Source organism: Arminella tubonensis (assembly GCF_003240585.1).
Taxonomy (GTDB): domain Bacteria; phylum Pseudomonadota; class Alphaproteobacteria; order Rhizobiales; family Rhizobiaceae; genus Rhizobium; species Rhizobium tubonense.
Map to the genome: position 1 here is coordinate 20,069 of NZ_PCDP01000001.1, position 26,324 is coordinate 46,392.

27 protein-coding genes are annotated in these 26,324 nt (G+C 58.6%); 8 read left to right on the forward strand and 19 right to left on the reverse strand.

The features are described 5' to 3' along the window. Window positions 1-74 precede the first annotated feature (74 nt). Window positions 75-629 (forward strand): NADPH-dependent FMN reductase, encoded by a 555-nt coding sequence (locus CPY51_RS00115; RefSeq protein ID WP_111158039.1) that lies wholly within the window; start codon window positions 75-77, stop codon window positions 627-629. 31 nt (window positions 630-660) lie between these two features. Beyond that, window positions 661-1,635: a LysR family transcriptional regulator gene (locus tag CPY51_RS00120; RefSeq protein ID WP_244598378.1), complete on the forward strand. Its 975-nt coding sequence runs from the start codon at window positions 661-663 to the stop codon at window positions 1,633-1,635. On the opposite strand, the gene CPY51_RS00125 is transcribed toward CPY51_RS00120, so the two are convergent. The 3 genes from CPY51_RS00125 to CPY51_RS00135 form a co-directional block, all read right to left on the reverse strand. After that, window positions 1,624-2,820, reverse strand: a complete 1,197-nt coding sequence (locus tag CPY51_RS00125) for an MFS transporter (RefSeq protein ID WP_111158041.1) — start codon at window positions 2,818-2,820, stop codon at window positions 1,624-1,626. The genes CPY51_RS00120 and CPY51_RS00125 overlap by 12 nt on opposite strands. A 127-nt stretch (window positions 2,821-2,947) precedes the next feature. Then, window positions 2,948-3,736 carry a hypothetical protein gene (locus CPY51_RS00130; protein ID WP_111158042.1) on the reverse strand — a complete coding sequence of 263 codons (789 nt, stop codon included), beginning with the start codon at window positions 3,734-3,736 and terminating at the stop codon, window positions 2,948-2,950. 48 nt (window positions 3,737-3,784) lie between these two features. Further along, window positions 3,785-4,261 carry a GlcG/HbpS family heme-binding protein gene (locus CPY51_RS00135; RefSeq protein ID WP_111158043.1) on the reverse strand — a complete coding sequence of 159 codons (477 nt, stop codon included), beginning with the start codon at window positions 4,259-4,261 and terminating at the stop codon, window positions 3,785-3,787. 497 nt (window positions 4,262-4,758) lie between these two features. Between CPY51_RS00135 and CPY51_RS00140 the strand changes: the two genes are divergently transcribed. After that, the gene (locus tag CPY51_RS00140) at window positions 4,759-6,930 is read left to right on the forward strand and encodes an adenylate/guanylate cyclase domain-containing protein (RefSeq protein WP_111158044.1); all 2,172 of its coding nucleotides are present in this window, start codon (window positions 4,759-4,761) and stop codon (window positions 6,928-6,930) included. 19 nt (window positions 6,931-6,949) lie between these two features. On the opposite strand, the gene CPY51_RS00145 is transcribed toward CPY51_RS00140, so the two are convergent. The 3 genes from CPY51_RS00145 to CPY51_RS00155 all read right to left on the reverse strand — a co-directional run bounded on the left by CPY51_RS00145 (window position 6,950) and on the right by CPY51_RS00155 (window position 8,585). Further along, window positions 6,950-7,462 carry a YHS domain-containing (seleno)protein gene (locus CPY51_RS00145; RefSeq protein WP_111158045.1) on the reverse strand — a complete coding sequence of 171 codons (513 nt, stop codon included), beginning with the start codon at window positions 7,460-7,462 and terminating at the stop codon, window positions 6,950-6,952. A 19-nt stretch (window positions 7,463-7,481) separates the two neighbouring features. Then, window positions 7,482-8,069: an ankyrin repeat domain-containing protein gene (locus tag CPY51_RS00150; protein ID WP_111158046.1), complete on the reverse strand. Its 588-nt coding sequence runs from the start codon at window positions 8,067-8,069 to the stop codon at window positions 7,482-7,484. 255 nt (window positions 8,070-8,324) lie between these two features. Beyond that, on the reverse strand, window positions 8,325-8,585 hold the full coding sequence (locus CPY51_RS00155) for an AzlD family protein (RefSeq protein ID WP_111158047.1): 261 nt from the start codon (window positions 8,583-8,585) through the stop codon (window positions 8,325-8,327). A 3-nt stretch (window positions 8,586-8,588) separates the two neighbouring features. On the opposite strand from CPY51_RS00155, the gene CPY51_RS00160 reads away from it, so the two are divergent. Both CPY51_RS00160 and CPY51_RS00165 read left to right on the forward strand, forming a co-directional pair. Further along, window positions 8,589-8,759: an Lrp/AsnC ligand binding domain-containing protein gene (locus CPY51_RS00160; RefSeq protein WP_206607224.1), complete on the forward strand. Its 171-nt coding sequence runs from the start codon at window positions 8,589-8,591 to the stop codon at window positions 8,757-8,759. A gap of 86 nt (window positions 8,760-8,845) precedes the next feature. Further along, window positions 8,846-9,964: an NAD(P)H-dependent flavin oxidoreductase gene (locus CPY51_RS00165; protein ID WP_111158048.1), complete on the forward strand. Its 1,119-nt coding sequence runs from the start codon at window positions 8,846-8,848 to the stop codon at window positions 9,962-9,964. A 213-nt stretch (window positions 9,965-10,177) separates the two neighbouring features. On the opposite strand, the gene CPY51_RS00170 is transcribed toward CPY51_RS00165, so the two are convergent. The 5 genes from CPY51_RS00170 to CPY51_RS00190 all read right to left on the reverse strand — a co-directional run bounded on the left by CPY51_RS00170 (window position 10,178) and on the right by CPY51_RS00190 (window position 15,902). Beyond that, window positions 10,178-12,346, reverse strand: coding sequence for a PAS domain-containing sensor histidine kinase (locus tag CPY51_RS00170; protein ID WP_111158599.1), 2,169 nt, complete (start codon window positions 12,344-12,346; stop codon window positions 10,178-10,180). A 295-nt stretch (window positions 12,347-12,641) separates the two neighbouring features. Then, window positions 12,642-13,655 (reverse strand): enoyl-CoA hydratase/isomerase family protein, encoded by a 1,014-nt coding sequence (locus tag CPY51_RS00175; protein WP_111158049.1) that lies wholly within the window; start codon window positions 13,653-13,655, stop codon window positions 12,642-12,644. Window positions 13,656-13,732: 77 nt separating this feature from the next. Next, window positions 13,733-14,218 carry a RidA family protein gene (locus CPY51_RS00180; protein ID WP_420820648.1) on the reverse strand — a complete coding sequence of 162 codons (486 nt, stop codon included), beginning with the start codon at window positions 14,216-14,218 and terminating at the stop codon, window positions 13,733-13,735. After that, window positions 14,215-14,940 carry an SDR family NAD(P)-dependent oxidoreductase gene (locus tag CPY51_RS00185; RefSeq protein WP_111158051.1) on the reverse strand — a complete coding sequence of 242 codons (726 nt, stop codon included), beginning with the start codon at window positions 14,938-14,940 and terminating at the stop codon, window positions 14,215-14,217. The genes CPY51_RS00180 and CPY51_RS00185 overlap by 4 nt, the downstream gene beginning before the upstream one ends. A 302-nt stretch (window positions 14,941-15,242) precedes the next feature. Continuing rightward, window positions 15,243-15,902 (reverse strand): response regulator transcription factor, encoded by a 660-nt coding sequence (locus tag CPY51_RS00190; protein WP_111158600.1) that lies wholly within the window; start codon window positions 15,900-15,902, stop codon window positions 15,243-15,245. Between the two features lie 54 nt (window positions 15,903-15,956). On the opposite strand from CPY51_RS00190, the gene CPY51_RS33885 reads away from it, so the two are divergent. Continuing rightward, window positions 15,957-16,091, forward strand: a complete 135-nt coding sequence (locus tag CPY51_RS33885; protein WP_338049376.1) for a hypothetical protein — start codon at window positions 15,957-15,959, stop codon at window positions 16,089-16,091. Between the two features lie 78 nt (window positions 16,092-16,169). On the opposite strand, the gene CPY51_RS00200 is transcribed toward CPY51_RS33885, so the two are convergent. The 4 genes from CPY51_RS00200 to CPY51_RS00215 form a co-directional block, all read right to left on the reverse strand. After that, the gene (locus CPY51_RS00200; RefSeq protein WP_195909374.1) at window positions 16,170-18,278 is read right to left on the reverse strand and encodes a PAS domain-containing sensor histidine kinase; all 2,109 of its coding nucleotides are present in this window, start codon (window positions 18,276-18,278) and stop codon (window positions 16,170-16,172) included. Window positions 18,279-18,345: 67 nt separating this feature from the next. Then, a complete protein-coding gene (locus CPY51_RS00205; protein ID WP_111158053.1) occupies window positions 18,346-18,996 on the reverse strand; it encodes an MEDS domain-containing protein in 651 nt (216 codons plus the stop codon). Window positions 18,997-19,144: 148 nt separating this feature from the next. Further along, entirely contained in the window at window positions 19,145-19,822 is a 678-nt protein-coding gene (locus CPY51_RS00210; RefSeq protein ID WP_111158054.1) for a type 1 glutamine amidotransferase domain-containing protein, read from the reverse strand. A 388-nt stretch (window positions 19,823-20,210) separates the two neighbouring features. Beyond that, the gene (locus CPY51_RS00215; RefSeq protein WP_195909375.1) at window positions 20,211-20,465 is read right to left on the reverse strand and encodes a DUF982 domain-containing protein; all 255 of its coding nucleotides are present in this window, start codon (window positions 20,463-20,465) and stop codon (window positions 20,211-20,213) included. Between the two features lie 453 nt (window positions 20,466-20,918). On the opposite strand from CPY51_RS00215, the gene CPY51_RS32170 reads away from it, so the two are divergent. Then, window positions 20,919-21,104 carry a hypothetical protein gene (locus CPY51_RS32170; RefSeq protein ID WP_146260060.1) on the forward strand — a complete coding sequence of 62 codons (186 nt, stop codon included), beginning with the start codon at window positions 20,919-20,921 and terminating at the stop codon, window positions 21,102-21,104. A 132-nt stretch (window positions 21,105-21,236) separates the two neighbouring features. Continuing rightward, a complete protein-coding gene (locus CPY51_RS00220; RefSeq protein ID WP_111158056.1) occupies window positions 21,237-23,555 on the forward strand; it encodes an FdhF/YdeP family oxidoreductase in 2,319 nt (772 codons plus the stop codon). 86 nt (window positions 23,556-23,641) lie between these two features. Here CPY51_RS00220 and CPY51_RS00225 read toward each other — a convergent pair whose 3' ends face one another. The 4 genes from CPY51_RS00225 to CPY51_RS00240 all read right to left on the reverse strand — a co-directional run bounded on the left by CPY51_RS00225 (window position 23,642) and on the right by CPY51_RS00240 (window position 26,226). Further along, complete coding sequence (locus CPY51_RS00225) at window positions 23,642-24,211, reverse strand: OmpA family protein (RefSeq protein ID WP_244598379.1); 570 nt, start codon at window positions 24,209-24,211, stop codon at window positions 23,642-23,644. 28 nt (window positions 24,212-24,239) lie between these two features. Beyond that, entirely contained in the window at window positions 24,240-24,665 is a 426-nt protein-coding gene (locus CPY51_RS00230; RefSeq protein ID WP_111158058.1) for a hypothetical protein, read from the reverse strand. 285 nt (window positions 24,666-24,950) lie between these two features. Further along, on the reverse strand, window positions 24,951-25,733 hold the full coding sequence (locus tag CPY51_RS00235; RefSeq protein WP_244598380.1) for a hypothetical protein: 783 nt from the start codon (window positions 25,731-25,733) through the stop codon (window positions 24,951-24,953). 154 nt (window positions 25,734-25,887) lie between these two features. Then, window positions 25,888-26,226 carry a DUF2147 domain-containing protein gene (locus CPY51_RS00240; RefSeq protein ID WP_111158059.1) on the reverse strand — a complete coding sequence of 113 codons (339 nt, stop codon included), beginning with the start codon at window positions 26,224-26,226 and terminating at the stop codon, window positions 25,888-25,890. Window positions 26,227-26,324 lie beyond the last annotated feature (98 nt).

The window sequence follows — 26,324 nt, forward strand, 5'->3', positions numbered from 1 at the left end:
TTTTAGCACGTTTGTATTTCTTATGCCAGCAAACGCGATAGTGCGTCCGATAACCTCTCACCAAGGAGAGAGAAATGAAAAAGGTTGCTGTCCTGGTCGGCTCGCTTCGCAGCGATTCCATCAATAGGAAGCTTGCCGAGGTGCTGGCTCGACTAGCGCAGCACCGCCTGGAATTCGACATTGTCGATCTTTCCGACGTTCCGCTTTACAACGAAGACCTTTGGAAAAATGTGCCCGAAGCTATATCCGAACTGAAGCGGCGCTTGGCTGAGGCGGACGGGGTACTTTTCGTATCGCCCGAGTATAACAGGTCCTTCACCGCAGTTCTGAAGAATGCCATCGATTGGGGCTCCCGTCCCTATGGCCAGAATGTCTTTTCCGGAAAGCCAGGTGCTGTGGTCGGGACATCTCCCGGCGCGATTGGATCGGCGGTAGGCCAGAGCCAGTTGCGGACCGTACTGGCGGCTATTCATGTCGTCACGATGGGGCAGCCGGAGGTTTACCTGTCCTGGAAGGACGACATGTTTGACGGCGACCTCAACGTCGTCAACGAGTCGACCAAGGCTTTTCTGGACAATTGGGCCGCTCATTTCGCCCGCTGGATCGAGCGTATGGCTCCTGAGGCCTGACCTTAGCCTGGCGACAAACCACCGTGACATCGTGGAGGCTGTCGAGCAATTTCCAACTCCGTTCTCTCAAGTTGAGGGACTGCCTTTGTACAAACCAGAGATGCGCGAGCTTGTGGCATTCGTCGAAGTCGCACGACAGCTTAATTTTACGCGAGCAGCAGCCAGTCTCGGTGTTTCGGCCCCCACTTTCAGCCAAACCCTTCGTGGCCTCGAGGAGAAGATCGGGGTGCGGCTTCTGATGCGCACCACCCGCAGCGTTTCCCTCACGGATGCAGGAGCCGAGTTTCTAGCCTCATTGGAGCCGCTGCTTGATAACTTAGGCAACGTCCTAGACGGGCTGAACAAGTTCCGCAGCGAGACCGGCGGTCGCCTGCGCATTCTCGGCTCTCGAACCGCATCGACTATCCTTGTGGGGCCGTTGATCGGTCGGTTTCTTGTGGCTCATCCCGAAATCGAACTTGAACTGCTTGTCGACGATCTTCACGTTGACCTTGTCGAAAGCCGTATCGACGCCGGTATCCAAGTGGGTGAACGGATCGAAAAGGATATGATTGCGGTGCGCCTCGTGGAGCCTTTCGATGAGGTGTTGATGACGTCACCAGATTACCTCAAAGATCGTCCCGCGCCCCAGTCGCCCGACGAGCTCACGAACCATTGGTGCGTTCGCTTGCGGTCCTCGTGGGATGGGACGGTTAGGCCATGGACGCTGACGAACCGTGACGCGAAAGTGGAGACGACAACCGCGGCGCACTTCGTCGCCAACGATTTGAGAGTGCTCGCTTCGGCAGTTCAAGGTGGAGGCGGAATTGGCTTGATGCCAAAGGTCCTGGTTAAGGATGCTTTGGCTGCGGGTGAACTTGTCCAGGTCCTTGAGGGATGGAATTCACCGGTTTCTGGCATCTACCTATTCTACCCTAGCAGGCGGCAGCTACCTGCCGCCCTGGATGCTTTCATAAAGTTCATGAGAGACAACAAACCTGGACCCGGCTGGTTATCAGGCAAGTGAGACGTCTCTCGGACGACGTTTTTCCAGTCGCAGAGAAATGAAGAAGATTACCAGTGCAGCCACGCCCATGACGACACCGACGAGGCTCGTCGAGGCCGGTCCGAAATGAGCCGCAATGACGGCCCCGCCGAGTGCGGCTCCGAGAGCGTTCGCGATGTTGATGGCACAGCCGTTCAACATCGCCCCCAGACCTTGGGCATGCCCTGCGACATCCATCAGGCGGGCCTGCAAAGGGGCGACCAACGCAAGCGCTGCTAGTCCTGCCAGGAAAGCTGCGACCGATATCATGAGCACGCTGTGAACGCTGAAGAAGAATAAGGCGAACACAGCAACGTTCAAAGTCAGCAAAAGCCCAAGCGCCCGCATCACACCCTTGTCGGCCAACCATCCGCCCAGGAAGTTGCCGACAAACATTCCAAATCCGATCACTACGAGGAACAATGGAGCGTTCCCCTCCGCTATGCCTGTCACCGTGACCAAGGTAGGAACCAGATATGTGTAGACTGCAAAAAGCCCGGCAAGCCCTATCGAGCCTATGCCCACGGTGAGCCAGACTTGCGGCCGTGCCAGAGCGCCAAGTTCCCGGAGCGGGCCTGAGCCCTCCGCCGTCGGCATTTTCGGGATTGTCAGATGGCAGCCTAGAGCCGCGATGACGGCCAAGGCAGCCATGAGCAAATAGGGGCCTCGCCAGGTAGTATGCTCTCCGACGAAGGTTGCAAAAGGTGAGCCAAGCAGATTGGCCAAGCTCAGCCCCATCATCACGCGGGCTACAGCCTGCGCTCTTTCGCCGTGGCTCGCCATCGTGGCGGCTATGAGTGCGGCAATACCGAAGTAGGCTCCGTGCGGTAGACCTGACACGAAACGCGTCACGACCAGCATGCTGAAGTTTCCAGCAAAGAAGGTCAGGATGTTTCCGAAAGCGCCGATTGCCAGAAGTATCAGGATCAACAACTGCCGCGGCGCCCGGGCGGCGATGACCGCAATGACTGGAGCACCGACGACAACGCCGAGAGCATACGAAGTCACGGAGGCCCCAGCGACATCTATGGTCACATGATTTGCCTTCGCCACATCAGGAAGAAGGCCCATGGCCGAAAATTCCGATGTTCCAAAAAGAAAGCCTCCCAGGATCATCGCTGTTTCAGCAGCAAGCGTTCGCAGTTTTCGTGGATGGTGATCGGTCATTGGCTCGCTCGGATATGGTGGTTGCGGAACAGAAACAGCCGCAGGCCGACGCGGGGGAATGGTCGGCCTGCGGCACTTGCGGCAGCAGCAGGTTCGCCGTCCTGCAAGGGAGCTGCCGCGAATTAATTCAGGGAGCCGGTAAGTAGATGTCGCGCGAGTAGACCGGGAGCGAAACCACTGAAACGAGTTTCTCCGAACCGTTGAAGATCGCGGACAGCTTTCCGCCTTCAGCTTTGAAGCTATAGGAGTGAAGACGAGGCGACTTCTCGCCACCAGCCTGGACGACATCGGCGCCTTCGTCATACCTGTAGATGCGAGAGAAGGTCGGCTTTAGCTGCGAGTAGACGTGACTGTCTGCTTTTTCAGACTCAAGCGCACCGCGCTCGAATTCGGTCTGAAGAGAGGCCATCTCGCCGCCGCCCTCGAACCTCCAGGATTCGGAAACGGTGGTCGGCTGTGAGCCGTATTTCACGGAGCGCGATACCTCATCGTCAGCCTTTTCCGCGATCTGATAAGGGCCAGCACCGCCACGCGACAAGCCGTCGAAAAGCATCAACACCTCCTCGCTGCTCCCCTTCTTGTGGACCGGAATGCCAAAGAGGACGTAGCGATACGGGGCACCGACCTTCCCTTCCGGGTCAGTCGCGTAGAGCTGATCGACGAACTCGATCTGAAGATTCGCACCTGCGGAAGGGCCATCCTTGAACGGGCTCAATTCCCATCCGTCGGGAAGGAATTTAGTCAGGGCGTCGTTCGAGACATTATAGGCAAGGATCGTCCGAACATCCGTGTTGCTGCCGCTGAACTGTTCCGCTGCTGCCTGGGTAGTCGCGATGTCCGGGCCGTTGAAATACGTGATTGGCGTGGCGATCATGATCGCAACCAGGAAGAAGTCCAATTTATCAAATTTGAACATGCTGTTATTCCTTCGGGAGGGAACGCAGGCGCAACGATCTACAGCGACTTACAGGGCCGCGAGGCCTGCCTTGGCGCAGACATCGTCCTGGTCGCCAGTACCGCCGCTAGCAGCGAGAGCGCCGATAATCTTGCCGTCCTTGAGGACAGGCCAAGCGCCGGGTGCCGCAAGAACGCCGGGCATCGTCAGCATGAACGGGCCAGCCTTCGCGGTAACGTCGTAGAAAGCACGGGTTGGGCGTTTGTACAGGGCAGCCGAAGCAGCCTTCTCCACCGCGGCCTGGGCACTGCCGAGCTCGGTGTCATCCATCTTTTCGTAGTAGACCAGGGCGCCGTGCGTGTCGGTGACGGCGATTGCCATCGGCCAGTTATGGTCGCCGCATGACTTGACGGCTGCAGCGGCAATCACTTTCGCAGTCGCGACCGAAATGTCCGATCCATACTTCGGCTCGTCGTCGGCATGGGCACGCGAGGTCATCGATACAAGACTGACGGCTGCGATCGCGCTCCACTTGGAAATAGGCATGGTGTTTCCTTTCGTTCGTCCTGATCGACAAGCATTGGTCGCGTCGTCAATCCGATTGCGGGCGGGCCAAACAGGTCATCGTCGACCGATTGGTCATGAGGAAAGGAATACGCCCGGCGATGGGCATGCCGAATGTCGCAGTTTGGAATGGACTATTAGGTGGTGCCTAATAACGCCCCGAAATGAATGCAGTTGACGATTATCCGGAGATGGGGCCTGCCGAGTTGGCTCGAAAAGGATCGATGTCCTCCCCTTGCTTCCACACTCAACTCGGCAGTTTGGCCATGGCTGCCGTTGGCCAACCACGCCTTGTGTCAGCCAGGTTTGTGGACGCCTTCGCAGCCTTCTCCATCAAGGCAGTCAGTTCTTGCAGGCAACTCGATTGCTCATCGTGTTTTCAAGGTGGTGGGCATGAAAAGTGAGGCTGCGGTGCCTGCCTCCCTTCGACGTGGTAAGGTAACCGGCTCGCTTGCGACATCGAAAGGCTGGGCAGGGACATGGAGAGGCGGCTCACAGCGATACTTTCTGCCGATGTGGTCGGCTATAGCCGCCTCATGGGAGAGGATGAGGGCGGCACGCTGGAGCGGTTGAAGGCTTGCCGCCGGGAATTGGTGGATCCCGCAATAGAGGAGTTCCACGGCCGGATAATCAAGCTCATGGGCGACGGTGCGCTCGTTGAGTTTGCGAGCGTTGTGGACGCAGTCCAGTGTGCCGCCGTGATCCAGCGTAAACTGGCCAACAGCGACCAGGGCGTCTCTGAGAGACAGCGAATTCAGTTTCGCATTGGCGTCAATCTTGGCGACATCATTGTCGAAGGCGACGACATCTACGGCGACGGCGTCAACATAGCCGCGCGCCTGCAAGGTATTGCCCAACCCGGCGGGATTTTCATATCCGGCACCGCGTTCGACCACGCTGTGCATAAGACCGATGTCGGCTTCTCGGCTCTCGGTGAGCAGGCGCTGAAGAACATAGCCGATCCGGTTCGCGTCTATCGCGTTCTGCTCGACCCCTCTGAGGCGGGCAAGGTCGTCGCCACTCGCCGGCCCCGCCGACGGGCGATCATCCTGGCTACGCTCGCGGCGCTGATGATAACGGCCGCCGCAATCGCTCTGGCGTGGCAATGGTCGTTCGCGCCACAACGGCTATCCGTCGCGGTGTTGCCGTTTGCCAATTTGAGTGGCGACCCCGGCCAGGACTATTTCACCGATGGCATTACCGATAGCGTGATCACCGATCTCATCAAGCGTTCGGACGTTGACGTCATCGCCCGCAATTCGGTGTTTGCCTACAAAGGCAAGGCTCTCGTGTTGGCGGACATCCGCCGTGATCTCGGTGTCCGCTTTGTCATCGAGGGCAGCGTACAGCGGACCGGCGATCAAATTCGTGTCAATGCGCAACTTATCGATACCGCAAATGGCGACCATCTGTGGGCTAACCGATTTGACCGCGCCGCGGGAGGTGTATTTGCTTTGCAGGCCGAAATGAGCAGGCAGATTACCGAAGCGCTCGGCCTGAAACTGACGCAGTCCGATGCGGAGTGGAGCGCCCGTCCGCCGACCGCAAATCTCGAAGCATACGACTACTACCTGCGTGCCGAACAGGCGACGCGCACCGGCCGCCGTTCCCGGATGCTGGAGGCATTGGCGCTTTTTGACAAGGCGGAGGCGCTGGACCCCAATTTTGCACAGGCTTTCGCGGCCGACGCGCGCGCTACCGCCTATGTCTGGCGAAGCGCCTACGACGACGTTCTCCAGAGCGCATTGGCGCGGAAAAGGGCCTATGACAAGGCGAGCCGCGCGCTGGCACTCAATCCCGATCTTTCATCGCCGTACGCCGTTCTTGCCGTCATACAGGTCGTGGACCGCCGCTATGAGCAGGCGATCGCCTCTGCGCAGCAGGCAGTGTCACTTACTCCCGCCGATGCCGAAGCACAAATGGCGGTCGCATTCGTTCAATTGTTTTCCGGTAATCAGGTCGAAGCTGCTGCGGCCGTGGAGACGGCGCTCAGGCACGATCCGAACCTCTCCGCGATCGACCGATACACCGCTGGCCTCGTCTTTTATCTGCTGCGCGACAACGTGAAGTCCATCGATAATTTCGAACGCGCTCGCGATGCTTCCCCGGGGAACGGCGATTTCGTCACCCCCCTCGCGGCAGCCTATGTCCGTGCCGGTCGCCTTGATGATGCCCATGCGGCTGTCGCCGAAGGAATGCGCCTTCTCGCAGGGCGCGATTGCCTGGCGGCCTGGCGGATCACCCTAGCCCATTTCCGCAATCAGCAGGATTTGGCGTACATCATCGATGCTCTTCGCGAGGCCGGCCTGCCAAATTGGCCGTTCGGATTCCAGGGCGACGAGCATGACCGGCTGAAAGGCGACGAAATCGCAAGCGCCGTCATGGGCAAACTCCTGCGGGGCAAGACCGCGCCGTCGGGAAACCCAGTACTCATGCAGATCGACCCCGATGGCAGGGCCGCATTCCGCTCGGCGACGCAGATGATCACCGAGACGGTTTTTGTCGAGGGGGACATGCTCTGTGAGCAGAGTGAAAGTGCATTTGGTCGAGCCGATTGCGGTCTGGTCTACAGGCGTACCAATTTACCCGATTACACCAGCTATGTTTACGTGAACTCGACCAAGGTCTTCTATTTCTCGCCCGTCAAATAGACGCGGCGTCGAACCAGGTTCAGTGATACTGATCCAACTCGAGAACGGCTGCGACCTTTGGCCAGTTGCCATTGGCCTTCGGCACCGCTTCGGTTGCATGGGCGGCGAACGAGTCAGCCGATCCTTTGTCGTAGATCAAATAAAGCTTGCCATCGATGATCTTGAATGCTTCTGGATCGACATTGACCGTGACCGACCCGAGAGCCACCTCGCCGGCGCAATAGCCGCCATACTGAGGTGCATATTTGATCGGCTCTCTGATGAACATTTCGCGGTGATTGGCATTAGCGAAGTACCACGGCGTCCCCAGCCATTCATAGGAGAATTTCTCTGAACCTTTCACTGCTTTGCCATCGGTGAAGTAGGCTACGGGATCGTATCCCATGATCGCCACGCCGCCGAAATACCCTGTGTTTACCGAGTCGTCGGCGAGAGCCGGCGGTCCTGCGACAACCGCCGCCACGGCAAGGACGAAGATCGCCGCAAAGCCACCAGTCCCTCGCACGGAATCGCTTCTGGTCACCGGATTCATCTGTGCCTCCTATTCAATGCTAGATTTTCATGCACTTTGCGTAATCTTCCTCGCCGATGCGGCTAGCCGGAGGGCATGTCGCGCCATGCCGCTTGAACAGCCGGACAATGTCCGTGTTGCCCTTCCAGAGCGCTCGTAAGATCGGCGTGTAGCCGTGAACTTCCGCGTGACTGACGTTAGCCCCTTCAGCGAGCAGAAACGTGGCGAGAGCGACGTGGTTTTCCTCGCCGGCTACCATCAGCGGCGTCACACCCGCTTTATTGGCCGCGTCATCGAGCGTCGCGCCGTGGTGGAGCAGCAGCTTGCTGATCGGCAAGCTGCCCGAAAAGGCCGCGGCATGAAGCGGCGTAAAGCCGCCCGAATTCCGAGCCATTACATCGGCATCTTTTTCGATCAGCAATTCGGCTATGGCGAGCTGATCTGCGAGAGCGGCATTGATGAGAGGCGTTGCCTGGTCGCGCGCCCGAGTATCGACTTTGGCACCCGCGGCCAGGGCCTGCTCGACGGCGGCGGTATCTCCACCTGCAACGGCATCGAACAAGGGATCACCCGCCGCCGCCATTGTCGCCGCGAAAATCAACGCTACTGATGCCAGCAAGCCGCGCATGATTGCACCTTCGAGGTTGCTGTAAAAATAGCATGGACCCTGGATTTTGGCTAGGCAGCGCGGTCCCAGTTAGCAACCACTCTGGTCACCGCGGTCGTGCGAGCCAGTCGGCTGGGCCACGATGATCGAGGCGAACGACCTCATTCCCCCCACCGCGGTCCCTCCTGGGCATCTGGATGTGGGGTGGCTTTGGGCCAACTGCCCACCTCGCAGCCGAACTATCCAAGCGCCATCCCGAACTGAAGGATCGGGCGCTTATCCCATTGCGTACCGCAATGCAGCGGCCGCGCCGACCCCGATCAGGACAGTCGGCAACAGCGGCAGGCGGGTGGCAGCCGCCACCGTTATCGCAAGTGCTGCTAGATCGGCCGGACGCTCGCTTACGAAATGGGGAGCGATGACCGTGATCAGAACGCATCCCGGTGCGCTTTCCAACATATCTGCGAAACGCGGGCTGAAGTTTCGGTTTCGCAGGAACACATAGCCTCCGAGGCGCGTCGCGTAGGTGACACTCATTTGATGGCGGGCGATTGCGACTTCCTATTGCGGATTGTGGCGGCCGACCTGGATGACTACAGGCGGTTCCAGATGGACCATCTGACGCGCATCAGGGGCGTACAAAGCGTCAAAACTGATATACCCATGCAGAAGATCAAACTGACGTCGGCCTTGCCAATACGTGGCGCCTAACGAGTTCTGGTGCACGGCCGGACCAGCATGAAACATGGATCGAACGAATATCGAGTGAAGTCATGTCTTACCTGAAAGGGACCGCAATGAGCGTTTGGCCAGATACAAAGATCACAGACCTCTTCGGGATCAATATTCCGCTCGTCCAGGCCCCGATGGCCGGGGCAACCACACCGGAGATGGTGATTGCCGTCAGCGAGGCCGGCGGCCTCGGGTCGCTCGCGACCGCGCAATATTCAGTCGAGCAACTGCGCGACGCGCTTCGTCTGATCCGCTCCGGCACCGGGCGGCCGATCAACCTCAACTTCTTTGCCCACACCACGCCGCCGGACGACCCTGACAGGCAGACTTCCTGGCGGTCCTACCTCTCCCGATATTATCTCGAAGCGGGGCTGGATGCGGATGCTGCCGTTACCGCCGCCGGGCGCGCTCCGTTCGACGAATCCTTCCTTTCGGTGCTTGAGGAATTCCGGCCGGAGGTCGTCAGTTTCCATTTCGGACTGCCGAAAACGAACCTGCTGGAACGCGTACGCAACACGGGTGCGAAGATCATATCCTCCGCGACGACGGTTGCCGAAGCTCGTTGGCTGGCCGATCGGGGGGTCGATGCCATCATTGCAATGGGCCTCGAGGCTGGTGGTCACCGTGGCAACTTCCTTACCCACGACATGGCGACGCAAGTCGGAACAATGGCGCTGGTTCCACAGATAGTCGACGCGGTCGACGTGCCTGTCATTGCCGCGGGCGGGATCGCCGACGGGCGCGGTATCGCTGCCGCCTTCATGCTGGGGGCTTCCGCCGCACAGATAGGCACTGCCTATCTCTTCACCACCGAAGCACGGATACCCGATGTTCATCGCGCGGCGCTTGCGACCGCCAGGGATGACAACACCGCGATCACCAACGTGTTCACCGGCCGCCCGGCCAGGGGCATCGTCAATCGCATCATGCTCGAAGCCGGTCACCTGTCTGATCTTGTTCCACCCTTCCCTACCGCAGGAGCAGCGCTGTCGCCTTTGCGTGCCCACCACGAGGCAAACGGGCGTGGAGACTTCACCAATCTCTGGGCCGGACAAGCTGCAAAGCTGGCGCGCCCAATGACTGCGAGCGAGCTGACCAAAGATCTCGCCCGGACCGCACTACAACGCCTCGGCCACGGCGGCCGGCCGATGCCTGACAATGGCGCTCAAGGAGATCTGTTCTAGGGCTGCGCTCGGCGTCAGGATTGCGGCCGCGACTCCAGTGCAGTCGCCAGCTCGTCGATCAACTGCAATTCGCTAAATGGCTTCAGCAGGCAGGACGCCAGATAGTCTTCCGCGGAAGCATAGGCCATAGCCCATGCCCAAGCACACCCAGAAGATCCGGCAGAGATTCCCTCACGGACTCGTCGTCGATAATCGCGATGAGGCCGCGATTCTTCATGCCATCGCTCCATCTGAAGCCAGACCGTTGCCGGCACGCGAGGGAATCGAGAATGCGAAGGTCGCGCCGGGTCCATTGTTCGCTTCGGCCCAGAGGCGCCCATTATGGTTCTCGACGATCGAGCGACTAACCGACAGGCCCACGCCCATGCCATTCGTCTTCGTCGTAAAAAAGGGGCTGAACAGCTTGTCGGACATCACGGGATCGAAGCCAACTCCCGCATCCTTGACAGCAAGGCGGACGTGGCCAACCTCCTCGCACGCGGTCGATATCTCCAGATCGCGAGGACGATCGACAATTCCGTTCATTGCCTCCGTGCCGTTCTTTATGAAATTGAAAATGACCTGTTGCAACTGGACGCGATCGCCCATCACGGGCGGAAGACCGTCTGCCAGATTGATCCGCAGGCTAACCCCGTTTCTCCGCAACTCGTTCAACGCAAATGCAACGACCTCTCGAGCAATCATGTTGAGGTCCACCACCTCCACCACCGGATCGCTCCTGCTGTAGAGCGCCCGCAACCTGTTGATTACCTCGGACGCACGATCAGCGTCCCGAATTGTGCGCCGCACGGTTTCCCTCGCCCCTGTCACATTGGGCGGCTCCGCGGACAGCATGCGCAGGCCCGTGCTGGAATTGGTCATTATGCCGGACAAGGGCTGGGTGAGCTCGTGGGCGATCGCTGCAGTGAGCTGCCCCATGGCCATGACACGCGTCATGTGGGCAAGTTCCGCGTGAGCCTCCCGTAGCTCATCCTGCGACTGCTTCCAGTCATCTATATCGACGTTGACCCCAAACCATTTGACATTGCCCGATGCATCCACGAAGGGATTTCCGCGACAAAGAAACCAGCGATATTTCCCATCGAAGCGCCTCAACCTTGCTTCAGACTCTCCAGGGCCGGTCGCCTCCATCATCGCCTGCCAGCTATCCATAAGTCCCGGCAAATCGTCGGGGTGAACAGCCGCGGTCCAACCCCAATCTCGCGCCTCTTCCGTCGAAAGACCGAGGTAGCTGCGAAAGCGCTCGTTTGCGAAGTCGCCCCGTCCGTCGGAATGCGCCGACCAAACCATGGCCGGCATGGTATCGAGGATGAGCTGCAGCCTCCTCTCGCTGGCTGCCAGCACCTCCTTCGCCTCGTTCTGGTCATGAATATCTACGATCCCGCCATACCACTTGAGGATTTGACCCTGCGTGTCGCGAAGCGGAAGAGCGCTCATCAGTAGCCATCGGTACGTCTGGTCGGCTGCTCGAATTCGCACATCGATTTCGTAGGGTTCTCCGGTCGCGACCGCGGTCTCCCAAGTCAGGCGGGTCCGCTCGGCGTCTTCCGGATGGACAGCTACCAGCCATCCAAAGCCCCGTGCCTGCTCGGCTGCCAATCCGGTGAATTCAAGGAGTCGCGAGTTGAAATAGTCGATGTTGCCATCTGGCGCGGCGCTCCACAGCATGAATGGGATGGTCTCAGTCAACTGTCGCAGGTGGAGCTCTCTCGCTCTCAACGCGTCCTCAGCGCGCTCGCGGCCATCGATATCTATGATGAGTTCCAGCCAGCGAAGAATGTTTCCTTCCGGATCTCGAAGCGCACCTTGGGCAGCGATCATATCTCGAAGATCTTCCCGACGAGCCAGATCGGGAACTTTCCAGGGGTCCGCCCCGTCGGGACCCTTGCCGAAAAAATCCATGAGTCGACGATTGATCACCTCGATATCGGCCTTCGGCTTCGGAAAAGCGATTGGGGAGGCCACACTCCCGGCAATGTCGTTCAGCAAAAAATGGCGTGACTCCCTCGCCTGTTCCAATCCGATCGTCGCTTGACGCACGGCATGAGCGAGGACCAGTCTCTCTTCTTTCAGCGGGAACCCGCTTCGTCTTGAACCGACCACAAGCCTGCCGAACCCTCCATTATTGCCGAGAGCGATAACGTGAAGCGCCAGTGTAATGTCACAGACGGAGAGGCCCAATGGGAACTCGTCCGGACTGAGCGCGCGCAATGGATCAAGGCTGGCGCGGATGTCGTCAGGGGTGACGTCTGTCGAGCACCGCACCATTTCGGAGATTTCGCCCCAAACCGCCTCGTTGAGGAAGAGACAGGCAAAATCAAGCTCCAGCCCGCCTAGAAGGGAGTCGAGCAAGCCTTTTAGAACGAGGACTTCGTAGTCCATGATCCGACGGCGTCCCTCAAAGATGACATCAGGCGCCACGCCTGAGCGCGCCGTCTTCGCCGCCTCGAGCCTACGCTTCCGACGCAGTAAAAACCATAGCCCCCGCCATCGGTCGGTGGTTCGTTTCACCCAGGCGAAGCAGGACGTGGGCGGAGCGTTTCGGTGCGGGGCTCCGGAGTTGCCGGCACGTCGTAGTGTTTCCGGGGACTGAAGCCCGGCGAACTGCAGCCGGACTGGGCTCGATGGTCATCTGACGGGATACCTTCGCGGCCTATCCTTTGCAAAAAACAGGACTTCAGTGATCTGCCAGCGTTTCGGTGTAGTAGCCCAGTTTTCCTTCGATTTTGCTATCGGTCTGCAGACCCATCTTCATGAGTTTCGAAATGTTCGCCTGCGCCTGCGGACGCTGGACGGACGTGATGAACGCATCCCAGCCTGCTCCGATTTCCGGGTCGGATGGCAAGCTCGCGAAATCAACAAGCCGCTTGGTATCGCCGATCGCCTGTTTGTCGAACTTTGAAATGCGTCTCGCAAGCGTGTCCACGAAGCCGTCGAGTTCGCTATCTGGAAGCGATCGGTTCACGTAGCCGTATTTGTCGGCAAGATCCCCGTTGATATCGTCGGAGCCAAGCAACACCTCCAGCGCCCGTCCGCGACCCATGAGCCGCGGAAGCCGGGCCATCGGTCCACCGCCGGGCACTAATGCAGCGCCCACTTCCCATTGGGAAAAGATGGCCTTTTCGCGGCTGGCGAAACGCATGTCACTTGCGAGCGCAAGCTCGCTTCCCACCCCAGTCGCTCTCCCGCGAACCAAGCTGATCGACACGACCGGTGCGCGGCTCAGACGCACCAACATGTCCGGAAGCGGGTGAAGGCCGGTCGGTCCGGAAGGCAGCCCGGTCGATGCCGACAGCGGAGGGACAAAGTCGTAGTGCGTGAGAAAGAACCCCGGAACATCGCTGTCGAACACAACCACCTTGACGTGAGGGTCCGTCTCGATCGCGGTGATGACCTGATTGAGCTGGGGTATTGTTTCGGGACCGAAAATATTGAACGGCGGATTGTCAAACGTGACGCGCCAGTATTCGGGGCTCTTGTGCTCCACGAGTATCTCGCGTTTCGTGACGGGCACGTCTCCGGATTGGGTCTGCGCCTGTGCGGTTGCCGAGACCGGTGTGGCTACCTGCCCCGCCAAAGCAGGCGCGGAGATCAATGCAGCCAGGACGGTCGAGAACGCAACATTCTTGATGAAGCGTGGAGCAGATACAGAATTTGTGACGGCAATCGCCGTAGTGATCTGGTTGGACATGATATCCTCACTGGTTGTCTTGGCTGTCGCCTGCAAGACCCGATTGCATGGCGTGATCGTCAAGCGTTTCGAGCGGTTTATGTGTCGATCTCGAGCAGCAGCTCCAATTCGATCGGCATGCCCAAAGGTATGCTTGCCATGCCCAGCACGATCCGTGTCGGGAGCCGTTCGGGGCCAAAGATGGCAAGCAGCAACTCCGAGGCGCCATCGGCAACCTTCGGATGCTCGCGAAAGTCTCCCTGCGTAGCGATGAACACGCCGAGCTTGAGGATGCGGCTGACCCTGTTCAGCGAGCCGAGATGAGATCTGATAGCAGCAAGGCCGCTCAGGCATGCGGTCCTCGCGGCTGCGTAGCCGGCCTCGACAGTCAATTCGCCGCCTACGCGACCGATGAACTGTGGCTCGTGCCCCACGACCGGCACCATGCCGCTGAGGAACAGCAGGCGCCCTGACTGCACCGCCTCGACATATGTTCCAAAAGGCGTCGGCGGTGGAGGAAGCTCAATTCCCAAACGGCGCAACTGCTCATCTGCATTTGCCCGCGGGCTCTGGCCGCCGCTCACCACTTGCCCAGATGTGCGCCGCCATCGACGTGCAACACCTCCCCTGTGATGTGCGGTGCTTCCGTCAGGAAGTAGACGGCCTCGACAATTTCCTCGACACTGGAAATCGTCCCCATCGGAGACAGTGATTTCAGGAAGTCCTTGGGATCATTGTCGTGCATCGGCGTATCGACGATGCCTGGAGCGACCACATTCACCCGGATCTTGTCTCGAGCGAACTCCATCGCGAGGTTCTTTGAAATGGCGTCGATCCCGCCTTTCGTCATCATCGCCACCGAGGCGTTGACACCTGCGATAGGATGGTCTGCGAGCGATGTCGTAATGCTGACGATGCTGCCGCCGCTTTTTTGGGCCAGCATCTGCCTTACAGCCAGTTGAGTGAGATGAATGAAGCCCTCCAGATGCGTCGAGGACAGCTTTCGCAGGTCGTCTACGGTGTAATCCAGAAACGGCTTCGTGAAGAAAATGCCTGCATTGTTGACCAGTGCGTCGATCGAACCGAAGCGTTCTATCGCTGCCCCTGCGACGCTCCTCGCGGTCGCCGCATCCCCAATGTCGCCATCCACCAAAGCAAGCTTATCGGAGTTTGCAAATGCATGGGATGCGGTCACCCGGCGCGATGTGGCGACGACATTGTACCCTCGCTGGAGAAAGGTGTTCACGAGGCCCGCACCAATGCCTTGAGAGGCTCCGGTGATGAGAATTGTCTTACGGCTTTCCATTTCTGGTCTCCTTCCATCTGCCGAGTATGCCTTGACGAAAGGCCCCGCGACGCAGCGCACACGGAAGCCTGCAGCCAGCTTTAGGCTGCCGGAGCTATGATCCTGGGCAGAAGTTCGCGTCTGAGGTCCGCGACAGAGAACGACTGAACGACATGCAAGTCTATTGTACGATGGTGTCCCCGACACCTTCAGCTCGCCTCGTCGAATGCCGTCGGCATTGATGCAATGAAGGCTCAGTCACGGTCTTCGAGGAAGGTAGTCCCGCGGACACAGCCGGGTATCACGACAAGGCTGGAACGAGGTTAGCTGCAGCTTGCGACGCTGAGCGTTGCGCCCATGTTCACCAGATCGGGAAGCGAGCGCGCCTTCATTTTTCGCATCACTTGGCCCCGATGTGCCTTGACCGTGATCTCACTGATCCCAAGCTCGAATGCGACCTGCTTATTCAACAGGCCCGATACGACAAACGCCATCACCTCCCGCTCGCGTGGGCTAAGCGAGTCGTATTGGGCGCGAAGCTTGCGAATTTCCGCCTGTTGGCCAAGCGCAACTTTGCTGCGGTCAAGTGCGTCCTGGATTGCGTCTATCAGAACCTCGTCGTTGAACGGCTTGATGAGGAACTCAACGGCCCCCGCCTTCATCGCCCGGACAGACATTGGAACATCTCCAAAGCCCGTGATGAAAATTATAGGCATTTCGCTTCGTTCAACGGCAATGACCTGCTGAAGATCAAGTCCGCTGAGATCCGGCAGATTGACGTCAAGCACAAGGCAACTAGGAGCCGCGGTCTGCGGAAAAGAGAGAAACTCATTCGCGGATTTAAATATTTGCGGTCGCCAGCCTGCGGCTCCGATCAATAATTCGAGCGACTCTCGCACGGAGATATCGTCGTCGACGACAAAGACTGTTGGTCCACCGTTGGTCTGTGCGACTGGCATCGGCACCCCGCAGGGTGCAGTCATCAATTCCCTGTACATGCGATACCTCCTTGGCATGGCCAGACTTGGTGAAAGTCAATGAGATACAAAAACAAGCTCAAGCGCTTCTCGAAGATCGGAATCGCTGAATGGTTTGAAGAGGCATTCCGTAGCGCCTTGCTCGAGCAATGGCTCTCGGTCAGCTTCGTGGCGACGAAAACGACTGCACCCTGAACCCGAACTCCATCAGCAGGTTGGGCAAGGATTCGCGAACCGACTCGTCGTCACCGACAACGAGCGGGTGTGAAACGTTCATGATTTCCCCGCCCAATCTAGCACGTTTTTCGGGTCAACGGATCGCAAAACCTGTTCGCTCGCCCCCGGATACCGCGGGACATAAAATATCATTGTCGTGCCTGAGCCATCGTTCGCCGCAGCCCAGATTCGTCCCCCATGGCTTTCTATGATCGAACGGCTGACGGACAGACCAATGCCCATTCCCTCACTCTTCGTGGTATAGAACGCGTCAAAAAGGCGCTCTGCCTCTATTGGTCCGAATCCCCCGCCAGTGTCCCGTACGCTCATCCGGACGCTCTCCCCTTCGTGGGTCTCCGTTCGAACGAGCAGGCGTCGGGGGCGATCGTCGACGCAGATCATGGCGTCCACAGCGTTGCGTAGAAGGTTCATGATGACTTGCTGAAGCTGAACCCGGTCGCCGCCGACGTATGGCAGATCGTCGGCGAGTTCGATGGTCAGTTGAATACGAGCCCTTCGAAGATCACTCGACAGCAGCGCGACAACCTCTCGAGCTGCCTCGTTCAAGTCAACTGGCTCGATTACCGCCGTTCTCTTTCGGAAGAGTGCTCGAAGGCGCGAGATCACATCTGCTGCGCGGTTGCCGTCGCGGATCGTGCGGCGCGCTGTTTCAATAGCACCGGCAACATTTGGAGGATTGGAAGCAAGAATTCTCAGGCAGGTACTCGCGTTTGTTATGATCCCCGAAAGCGGCTGGTTGACCTCATGGGCAATCGAAGCGGTCAGTTCTCCGAGGCTCATCACTCTTGTGAAGTGCGCAAGTTCCGATCGGATCGCATCGCGGGCCTCTTCGGCAAGCCGGCGCTGCGTTATGTCCTGAACTGCTCCCAGGCACTCGAGCCGGCCGTCCCCATGGCGAATGATGCGGCCGACGACGCGCACGTATTTGATGCCGTTGTCCGAACCTCTCAACCGGATTTCGTACTCGGGATTATCCCGGCCGCTTCGGATCTGCTCCATCCTTTCCGCAAGCAAGGGGAGGTCCTCGGAGAGAACGCGACTCGTGATCTGATCGACGGTTACGGCGACATCGCCGTCAAACTCGAAGATGCGATTGAGCTCCTCTGAAAAGAGAATTTCATCGGTGTCGATCCGCCATGAAAAGGTGCCCGTCAAGCTGATCCGTTCACCTGCGGCAAGAAGCATTTCACTGCGGCGCAATCTCTCCTCGGCGCGCTTTCTCTCATCGATATCCGTCAGTAGCGCGTACCAGCGAACAATGACGCCGTCCGCATCCCGAAATGGCAGGCCACGAACCTGGAACCATCGATACACGCCGTCAAAACGTCTGATGCGCGCTTCGAAGTCGTATGCCTCGCCGGAGGTGATCGCATTCGTAAACTTCTGCGCCACATCAGGTAGATCGTCAGGATGGAGCGTCTCGTTTTCGCCCCAATGCTTGAACTCGCTGATTGCTGAGCCGCAGTATTCTATGACCTGGCTGTTGACGACTTCTACGTCGCCGCTTGGCGTGAGTATAGCAACAAGGCCAGCGAGGCTGTCGACGATCGTGCGTGCACTGTTTTCGCTGTCGCGAAGGGCTTCCTCGATGCGTCGCCGTTCGGCGATCTCCAGTCTGAGATCTCGATTGGTTGCTGCGAGCTCGTCCGTTCTCTCCGCCACACGCCTGTCCAGCTCGGCTGCGTATTGCCTTTGCCCAATCAGCAAATGGGCTTCCTTGACAGCAATGGCTGCCTGGTTGCCGGAGACGTTCAGCAGCAGGCGCTCTGCCTGGACCGGGAATGTCAAACGGTTAGCTCCCGCGACGAGAACGCCGGCCTGCCCATTCATCCCAAGTTGAGCCTGCGCAATTGAGAGCATGACGTTTTCGACGCTTATTCTTGCCGTTTGCGGCCAATCCGTAGCCACATCTCCGAGTGACAGAGAAAGTGCACGGCCAATGTCGGACGGCTTCGTTACCCGCATGAGCTCCGTCGTCCGTGCCATCTCGATCGCCGTGCGGCCATCGTGATCGAGAAGTCTGACATAGAGGAAATCGACATCCAGCATTGCCGAAAGAACGTCCAGCAACACATGCCCGATCCGTGAGAGGTCGCCACCGACCCACATGGCGGGAAGCGCCGAGAGGCTCACGAGATCGCTCATGCAGCGCCGAAGGCGTTCATTCTCCTTATCAGCTTGCTGATACTGCTGCGTCATCCGGGATATCCGATCACGTCTCCGGGGAGATCACCTGGCTCGCTCGCCGTTTACGCCGCTCGTCAAGAAACTGTGCCGGGGGGACAAAGAAGGGGTTCTCCTGCAGCAGTCCGCCGATGATGATCATCGGATGGGTCCGTATGATATCGACCACAGTGTCTCCACCAAACTTGGCGAGGTCGTAGACGCAGACTACTGCATGGTCGTGATTGCACCACACGTCATTGACGCGAGCTTCGAACTCAACGAGATCGCCAATGCAAGATGGCTCTTCCGCGGCCCAATCCATTTGGCAGATAATTCGGCTGAGCGGAAATGTCCCTTTCGTGCTCTCACTCGCCAGCCCCTCGAAGACCTCCACCATCCGGTCCTGGTCAAATTGCCCATCCGGAAGGTAGGCTTCGGTGTTTGTCCGCAGCTCGAGCTGTCCGGTTTCTTCGGCGACGTTCGTATCGATCCCAGCGGCTGAGAGCTGTTGCAAATGCGCGGCGCGACTACCCGGGTTGATGACGTGAAGCGCCTTGTGTCCGCATTCGAAGCCCTCCTTGATGAATGGCATCAAGACACGATAGCTCTCGTCCGCGCTGTGGAAAAATGCGCAGACGTGACGAGTGCGGCCCAGCTCGGATCCAGCGAAGCGGATGCGTGGAGCGGTCGCCTTCATAAAGCTGCCTTCCTCTTGAATGCGACACGTTGCTCACTTCCCGGCTGGGCGGCGGCCCTTTCGACGGCTTCACGCGCGACGAACATGCGCCTACCGGCACCAGAGGTCTATTGGCCTTTGGTGTCGGTTTGGGAGGCGTGCATCCAGCTCAGAGCTGTTTCAGGAGCTCGCGAGCGGCGCTGGTCGATGAAGCCGGATTTTGCCCCGTGATGAGGCGACCGTCAGTTATGGCAAAAGGCTGCCAGTCCGCGACCTTCTCGAATTTGGCACCCAGCCGCGTCAACTCGTCCTCAACGAGAAACGGAACGACAGTCGTCAAGTGAACGGCCTCTTCCTCGGAATTCGTAAAGCCGGTGACGCGCTTTCCCCTGACCAGCGGTTCGCCTCGGTGCTTGACGTGGCGCAGGACGCCTGGTGCATGACAAACGGCCGCAACAGGCTTTCCCGAATCGTAGAATTTTTCGATCAGGGAGATGGATTTTTTGTCTTCCGCGAGGTCCCACATAGGGCCATGTCCCCCCACATAGAAGATGGTATCGAACTCGGCCGCATCGACATCCGCGAGCTTGACGGTGCTGGCCAGCACAGCCTGAGCAGCCTTGTCCGCCTTGAATCGGGTCATCGCGGGTGTTTGACTTTCAGGCTCATCGCTCTTGGGGTCGATGGGCGGCTGTCCTCCTTTAGGCGAGGCAACCGTAATCTTCGCACCGGAATCCTTGAAAACAAAATAAGGTGCCGCAAACTCCTCCAGCCAAAAGCCGGTCTTTCGTCCCGTGTTGCCAAGGATGTCGTGCGACGTAAGGACCATCAGGATTTTTGGACTCATCGTTCTTCTCCTAGGTTGAATCTGCCAACAGCAAACGCGACAGATCTTGGGCCAATTCCATCATGCTCCGACGCGGACGCGTCAAAGGGCGACTATCAGCGACGACCGCCTTAGAACAAAGTCGGCCTGTGATCGCTGAGAGTTGGCGGAATCCAGGGAGAAATCCATTGTACGATGGTGTTGCCAACACGTCTCGATCAATCCGCGGACGCTGCAGCCATCTTTGCAGCCGCGACCTTATCGAGACGTTTCGCTTAGTTTTCAACGCAGGGAACTTGTTGGCTGGAAATCGGTTTTTAGAATGAGGATGTCTGTCTTTGCGACGTTCGCCTATAGCGTTTGCGGAATAGCCTTCGGGCAGGCTGAATAGCCTGACATCCTCACTTGGCTATGCAGAACGTGGCGGACGGATTGCGATATGAGACTCATCTGCTGCGGCAATAAATGCGTCGCGCGCAAAGTCCGTCGGCCTGCCGTTATCCAAGACCGCCAGGCATGCGTTCAGCGCCTGACGATGCAGCACGCCGCCATCACCGCGCCAGTTCGACATCAGACAGTCAAGCGCCTCAAGCGCGCTCCACACGACGCGATACTCCCCGCGGGCGGGGACCTCCAACGTCACTGACAATTTCCAGATTTTCATATCCATACCACTGAACGCAGGGACACGGTCGATCGTTCAGAATAAAATCAATTTATTGTTGAGTAAGAATGCACAATCTAACCTTTGCGTGCTTCGACAATTATCATCGCGCCCGTCCGCCCAGAGGCTATCTCGGCACCGTCGTCGTGTAGAGCACGGTGGTATCGCCGGCGATGCCGAGGTTATCATTTGTTTCAGCAAAACCGGGCTGCTCGATACGTACGTGACAGCTGCGAAACTCCTCTTCCCTTCTTGTCAAAATCGGAAGATCCTTCCATTTTGTTGAGCGCACACTCGATAGAGGGACGGTAGATGGGGGCTGGCGTTGTTAAATAATCCAATCGGAATAGCGGCTACGGCTTCATCGTTCCCGACGACAAGACGCCTGTTTGTCTTCGTCCACGCTTCGGCGCCGCTGCTGCGTCTGCCTACATGTTCGACACGGAGGTGGAGATGACTGAGAAAACGAATTCTTCCCGCTCGAAGCCGGCTCTCGTTCGAGCGCATCGCGCACGTTCTAAGCATGGGGTGCCGCCCCGCGTGCTGTCGGCCGCCAATCGGCAGGTTTTGACATTGGCTTTAATGGCCATCCTGCTTTTTGTCGCCGCCGCGACCTTGTATTCGTTTTTACATCGCTAGGACGGGGTCATGTTCACGACCACATCCGCCCAAGGGTAAGTCGAGGTCCAGTCCGGCTACGCTCTGAGCCGTGCGTTGCGCCGCTTGCAGCCGCGCGGTATTCTTCCCGGTGGCCTAACTCTGGAGAGCGTGATGACCAAGAAGCGACCCGAGGGAATAGAAGCCTACACGTCAGCGGCCGGAGGATGGGGCGCATTGCGGGCTGTCGCCAAGACGCTAGCGCATCAGCAGGTTATGGCGCAGGGAACCATGACGCTTCTGAAGGCAAACCAGCCGGACGGGTTCGACTGCCCCGGCTGCGCCTGGCCGGATCCGAAGCATACCTCATCGTTTGAGTTCTGCGAGAATGGTGCAAAGGCCATTACCTGGGAATCCACCTCGAAACGCGCGGATCCTGAATTCTTTGCAAGAAATTCGGTAGCCGACCTCTGGACGTGGTCCGATCACGACCTCGAGGATCAGGGCCGTCTGACACATCCGATGATCTACGATCCTGCAACCGACCGCTACGTCGCCATTGAATGGGCGGAGGCCTTCGAGAGGATCGGCGACGAACTCCGAAAGCTTCCGGATCCGAACCTTGCGGAGTTCTATACCTCCGGACGCGCGTCGAAAGAGGCAGCTTTTCTATTCCAGCTTCTCGTGCGCGCCTACGGTACGAACAATTTCCCCGACTGCAGCAATATGTGCCATGAGGCAACGTCCGTCGGCCTTCCCAAATCCATCGGCGTCGGCAAGGGCACGGTGACTCTCGAGGATTTCGATCACGCCGACGCCATCTTCAGCTTCGGCCATAACCCTGGGACGAACCATCCCCGCATGATGACGACGTTACATGAGGCGTCCAGGCGCGGCGTCCCGATCATCGTGTTCAACCCGCTGAAGGAGCGCGCGCTCGAAAAGTTTGCCGCGCCGCAGAATCCGGTCGAGATGGCAACCTTCAGCTCGACCCCGATCGCCTCGGCCTACCATCAGGTCAAGCCCGGGGGCGATCTGGCGGCGCTCAAGGGCCTGATGAAACGGATATTCGAACGGGACGAGGAAGACCTCGCCGCGGGCGGCAGCGGCCTGCTCGATCGTGCATTCATCGCAGCTCACACCGTCGGGATCGACGAGTTGAAAGCTGACGTCATGGCGACGGGCTGGGAGCAGATCGTCAGGAAGTCGGGCCTCGAACGTTCAGCTATAGAGAGCGCGGCAGAGGTCTACCTGAATTCCAAGAACGTCATCCTCTGCTACGGGATGGGGATAACACAACACAGCAACGGCACGGCTAATGTCCAGCAGCTTGCCAATTTTCTTATGCTGCGTGGAAACCTGGGCCGGCAGGGAGCGGGCCTCTGCCCTCTCCGTGGTCACTCGAACGTCCAGGGCGACCGCACCGTCGGCATCACCGAGATTCCGAACAAGGCGCTTCTCGATGGCATGGAGCGTGCATTCGGCTTCCGACCGCCTGCCGAAAAGGGGCATGACGCGGTGGAGGCCATCAAGGCGATCATCGACGGCAGGTCCAAGGCACTCATCTGTCTCGGCGGCAACCTGGCAGTGGCGATGTCCGATAGAGACGCGACATTCGCGGGCATGCGCAAACTCGACATGGCAGTGCATCTCGCGACGAAGCTGAACCGCTCCCACCTGCTGATTGCCAAGACTTCGATGATCCTGCCGATCCTCGGGCGTACCGATCAGGACATTCAGAAGAACGGTCCCCAGTCGGTGACAGTCGAGGACTCGATGTCGATGGTTCACGCGTCTCGCGGCTTCCTGAAGCCTCCGAGCGACCACCTGATGTCCGAACCTGCCGTCATCGCCGGCATTGCCAAGGCAACGCTTGGCACCAGGCACAGCATCGACTGGGACGGGATGATCGGCGACTACAGCAGGATCCGTGACAAGATCGAGATCGTCTTTCCAGACTTCAAGGACTTCAATGTGCGGGTCCGCAAGCCCGGTGGCTTCCGTCTGGACGTCCCCGCAACCTATCGCGAATGGCACACCGAAAGCGGGAAGGCCAATTTCCTGGTCGCCCCGGGCCTGGAGGAAGACGAGCGCCTTACGAGCCCAGATGTACTCGTGCTGACGACGCTGCGGAGCCACGATCAGTACAACACGACGGTGTACAGCCTCAACGACCGCTATCGTGGCGTCTTCGGTCGCCGAGACGTGATATTCATGAATGCCGATGATCTAGCCGCGCGTGGTCTTGCGGATGGAGATCGGATCGATGTGGAGGGCCTCAGGTCTGCCGACGGAGCCTCCGGCCGGACGGTCGCAGGCTTCACCGCGGTCGCCTATGATATCCCAAAGGGCTCGGTTGCTGGATATTATCCGGAGATGAACCGGGTTATCGCCCTGTCCGATCACGACCGGAGGTCCGGGACGCCCGCCTATAAGGGCATACCGGTCACCATCAGGAGATCAACGCAGATCGGCGAAGCAGCAATGCCCTGAAGCCGGGAGCGCGTGGAACGCTGACCAACGATGCAATCGGGGCGGCTAGTCCCTGCCCGATCAGGAGACGTGAGGTCTCTCTGCCCTCATTTCAATAGACCGAGATTGAAGAGCTGAACCCGGCGATTGACCGCAGAGGCGGGGTTGGCGGTGTCGATCGGATATTCCTGCCCTGCTCCGACCGCAAACAGGCGTTCGGGCTTAATGGCGAAGGTCGTCGACAAGGCTTCCTTGATGGCGTTGGCGCGATCTTCGCTGAGCTGGAGGTTGTGCTTCGCATCGCCTGTGGAACTTGTGTGCCCGACAATGAGGAACGAGTATCGCGACAGATTTGGATGATGCAGTGCGTCGGCGATCAGACCGAGTGTGCGATAGGATTCCGGTTCCATCGCAACTGAATTGTTGACGAAATTCAGTTCGACGACCAGCTGCGAGAGTTGGGCGAGCTTGCTCCAGTCCGGCAGGCCTGCTGCGCTTCCGGCTGGATTGGCCGCCGCCTGTTGCTTGAGCAATAGGACGTCGATCTTCGGCGCGACCTTGCCGGCATTGTCGAGACTGGTGATGATTTGCTGCTGCGACACTTCCTGGGCGGAAACGGATACGGGCAGAAGCATGATGCCGGCAATGAGAGCGGCGCTGATTTGACGAACGGACATTTTCATTTCCCCTGTTCCAACCATGCTTCTACCGCCATCCCGCGTCTGTGATTGCCTGGGTGCATTTTGGTCCGGTCATGCGCTCGGCCTTGATGAGGCAGGACAGCATGTTGCCGTCACCCTTCACGCCCTTGCAGGTGGTAGCCATGTTGCGCTTGCAGACCGTATAATAGGCAATCTGCGCCGCCTGGCGCTGCTTGATGGAGGTGATGACGGTAGCCAGCGTCGACGTGCAGGTCGGCGAGACCTTGGCCGTATTCTTCTGCAGGCAATTGGTGATCGCGTTGTTTCCAAGGTTGAGGCCGCTGCAGAACTTCTTGATGTCCGCGCCGCAATCCTTTGCCAGCGTCGTTACGGCGTCGGCATAGCTGATGGTGTCGGCACGTACGACGGTGGAAAGGCTGAGAAAGGCGACAAGTGTCGTCACGCCAATGACGGTTAGTCTGCTTCGCATGCATCGCTCCTATCCATGGGTGCAAGTTTCGACGACATGACTTGCAAACGCCGCGCGTGAACGGAAGTACGTTACTGTTACAGACCCCTTGCCTGCCCGTGGCGTACAGTCCGGACAACCCTGATCCTGGTGCGGAAGCGGCCTGCCCGCCGAAGAAATGCGGAGGTCGCGGGCCCTTTGCCGTATGTTACGGTAACCTACCTATGGAAGGAGAGAATCCTTCGAGCACTGCGGCACCATCGATGCCAACAAGGTCGAAGATCCTTGATACTCCCAAACCAGCCACTAGAAATGGATAATCAGGCTTGAGATGATGCCGTGCTGCGTGGTGTCGTAGGTGAAGCCGTTCTTCGAGTAATCCGTATAGAGAACGCGATATCCAAGCGTGGACGATATCTTGTCGTTCCAGTTGTAGCCGACGGCAACGGTGTCCTGCGTCGTGAAGTGAGAGCTGACGCCGAAGCCGCCGATATCGACCATCGCATCCAGGAACCACTTCGGTGTGAAGTCGTAGTGCATCGACAGGCCGATGATCGGATCGACCCAGTCCTTGGAACCGTCCCTGTTGACCGAACGGAAGCGGGCAGGATCGATCGACAGCTGTGCCTTGTAGTGCTGGTAGCGTATCCCGGCCGTGGCAAACAGCTGAAGATTTTCGACATTGAGCGGGATACGGCGTCCAACGAGAGCGGTGAGCAGGTACTGTTCCTGCTCGAAATCGGCGGTCCCGGACGATCGCTCGAAATTGTAATCAGCCTTTACCTTGCCGTACATGAAATCGGCAAACAGCAGCCACTTGCCGTCGCTGGCCATCAGCGATCCGGCAAACGCGCCATCCAGATGCTGGATCGCATCCCAGGCGCTGAGATCGACATGCGCCGGCGGCAGGCCGCGGATGCCCACATCCCCGTTCAAGGCGGTCGCCCATCCGTAGAGCGAAGCCTGATATTTCCAGCCATCCTCGAGCGGCATGGTCGGAGCTGCCATGTCCGCCGCCAGAGCGGGAGCGGCGGCGGTCAGAGCAAAGATCGCTGAAAGGCTAAAATTCTTGCGCAGTTGTCCAGTCATTCCCAGCAGTTCCTCGGCTTTTACGTCTCGAGAATTCCGCCCGAGACGTTCCCATGCGACCTGCCGAGGCTAGCCGATTTCGAAACGAGGCGCGTGTAGGTTCTAGTATGCTCTATCGTCGCCTGAGCACCATTGATGCGCGCAACCGACGAATTCAGAGACGCGTCCAGGTCTGGGACTGGCAGAATAGCTTCATGACGCAGCCCTTCATCTTGACGGTGTCTCCGGAGACGGTCATGACGCCGTCATAGGTCTTCTTGTCATCGGGATCGGTGATCTTGCCCGCGTAGTTGCCGCCCTTGCCGCTGAAGGTGCCTATCTGTTCCCCTGCGTGCTTCCCGGTCTTCAGCGTAATGCAATATCCGCCGCCGCAGGGGCCGATCTCCGCCGTAGTTCCGGCTTCCGTCTTCCAATTGCCAACGATTGGCTCTGCCGCATACGTCGAACCAACCGTCGTTGCCACGATGACGAACGCTGCAAGAATTCTTTTCATCACATTTCTCCAAGAGTGGTCGTTTTTCCGCCCGAAGGTGTATTTTGGATAAGCGGATAGGATCGCTGAGTGCGCTCCAAACTGAGCACACTCCAATT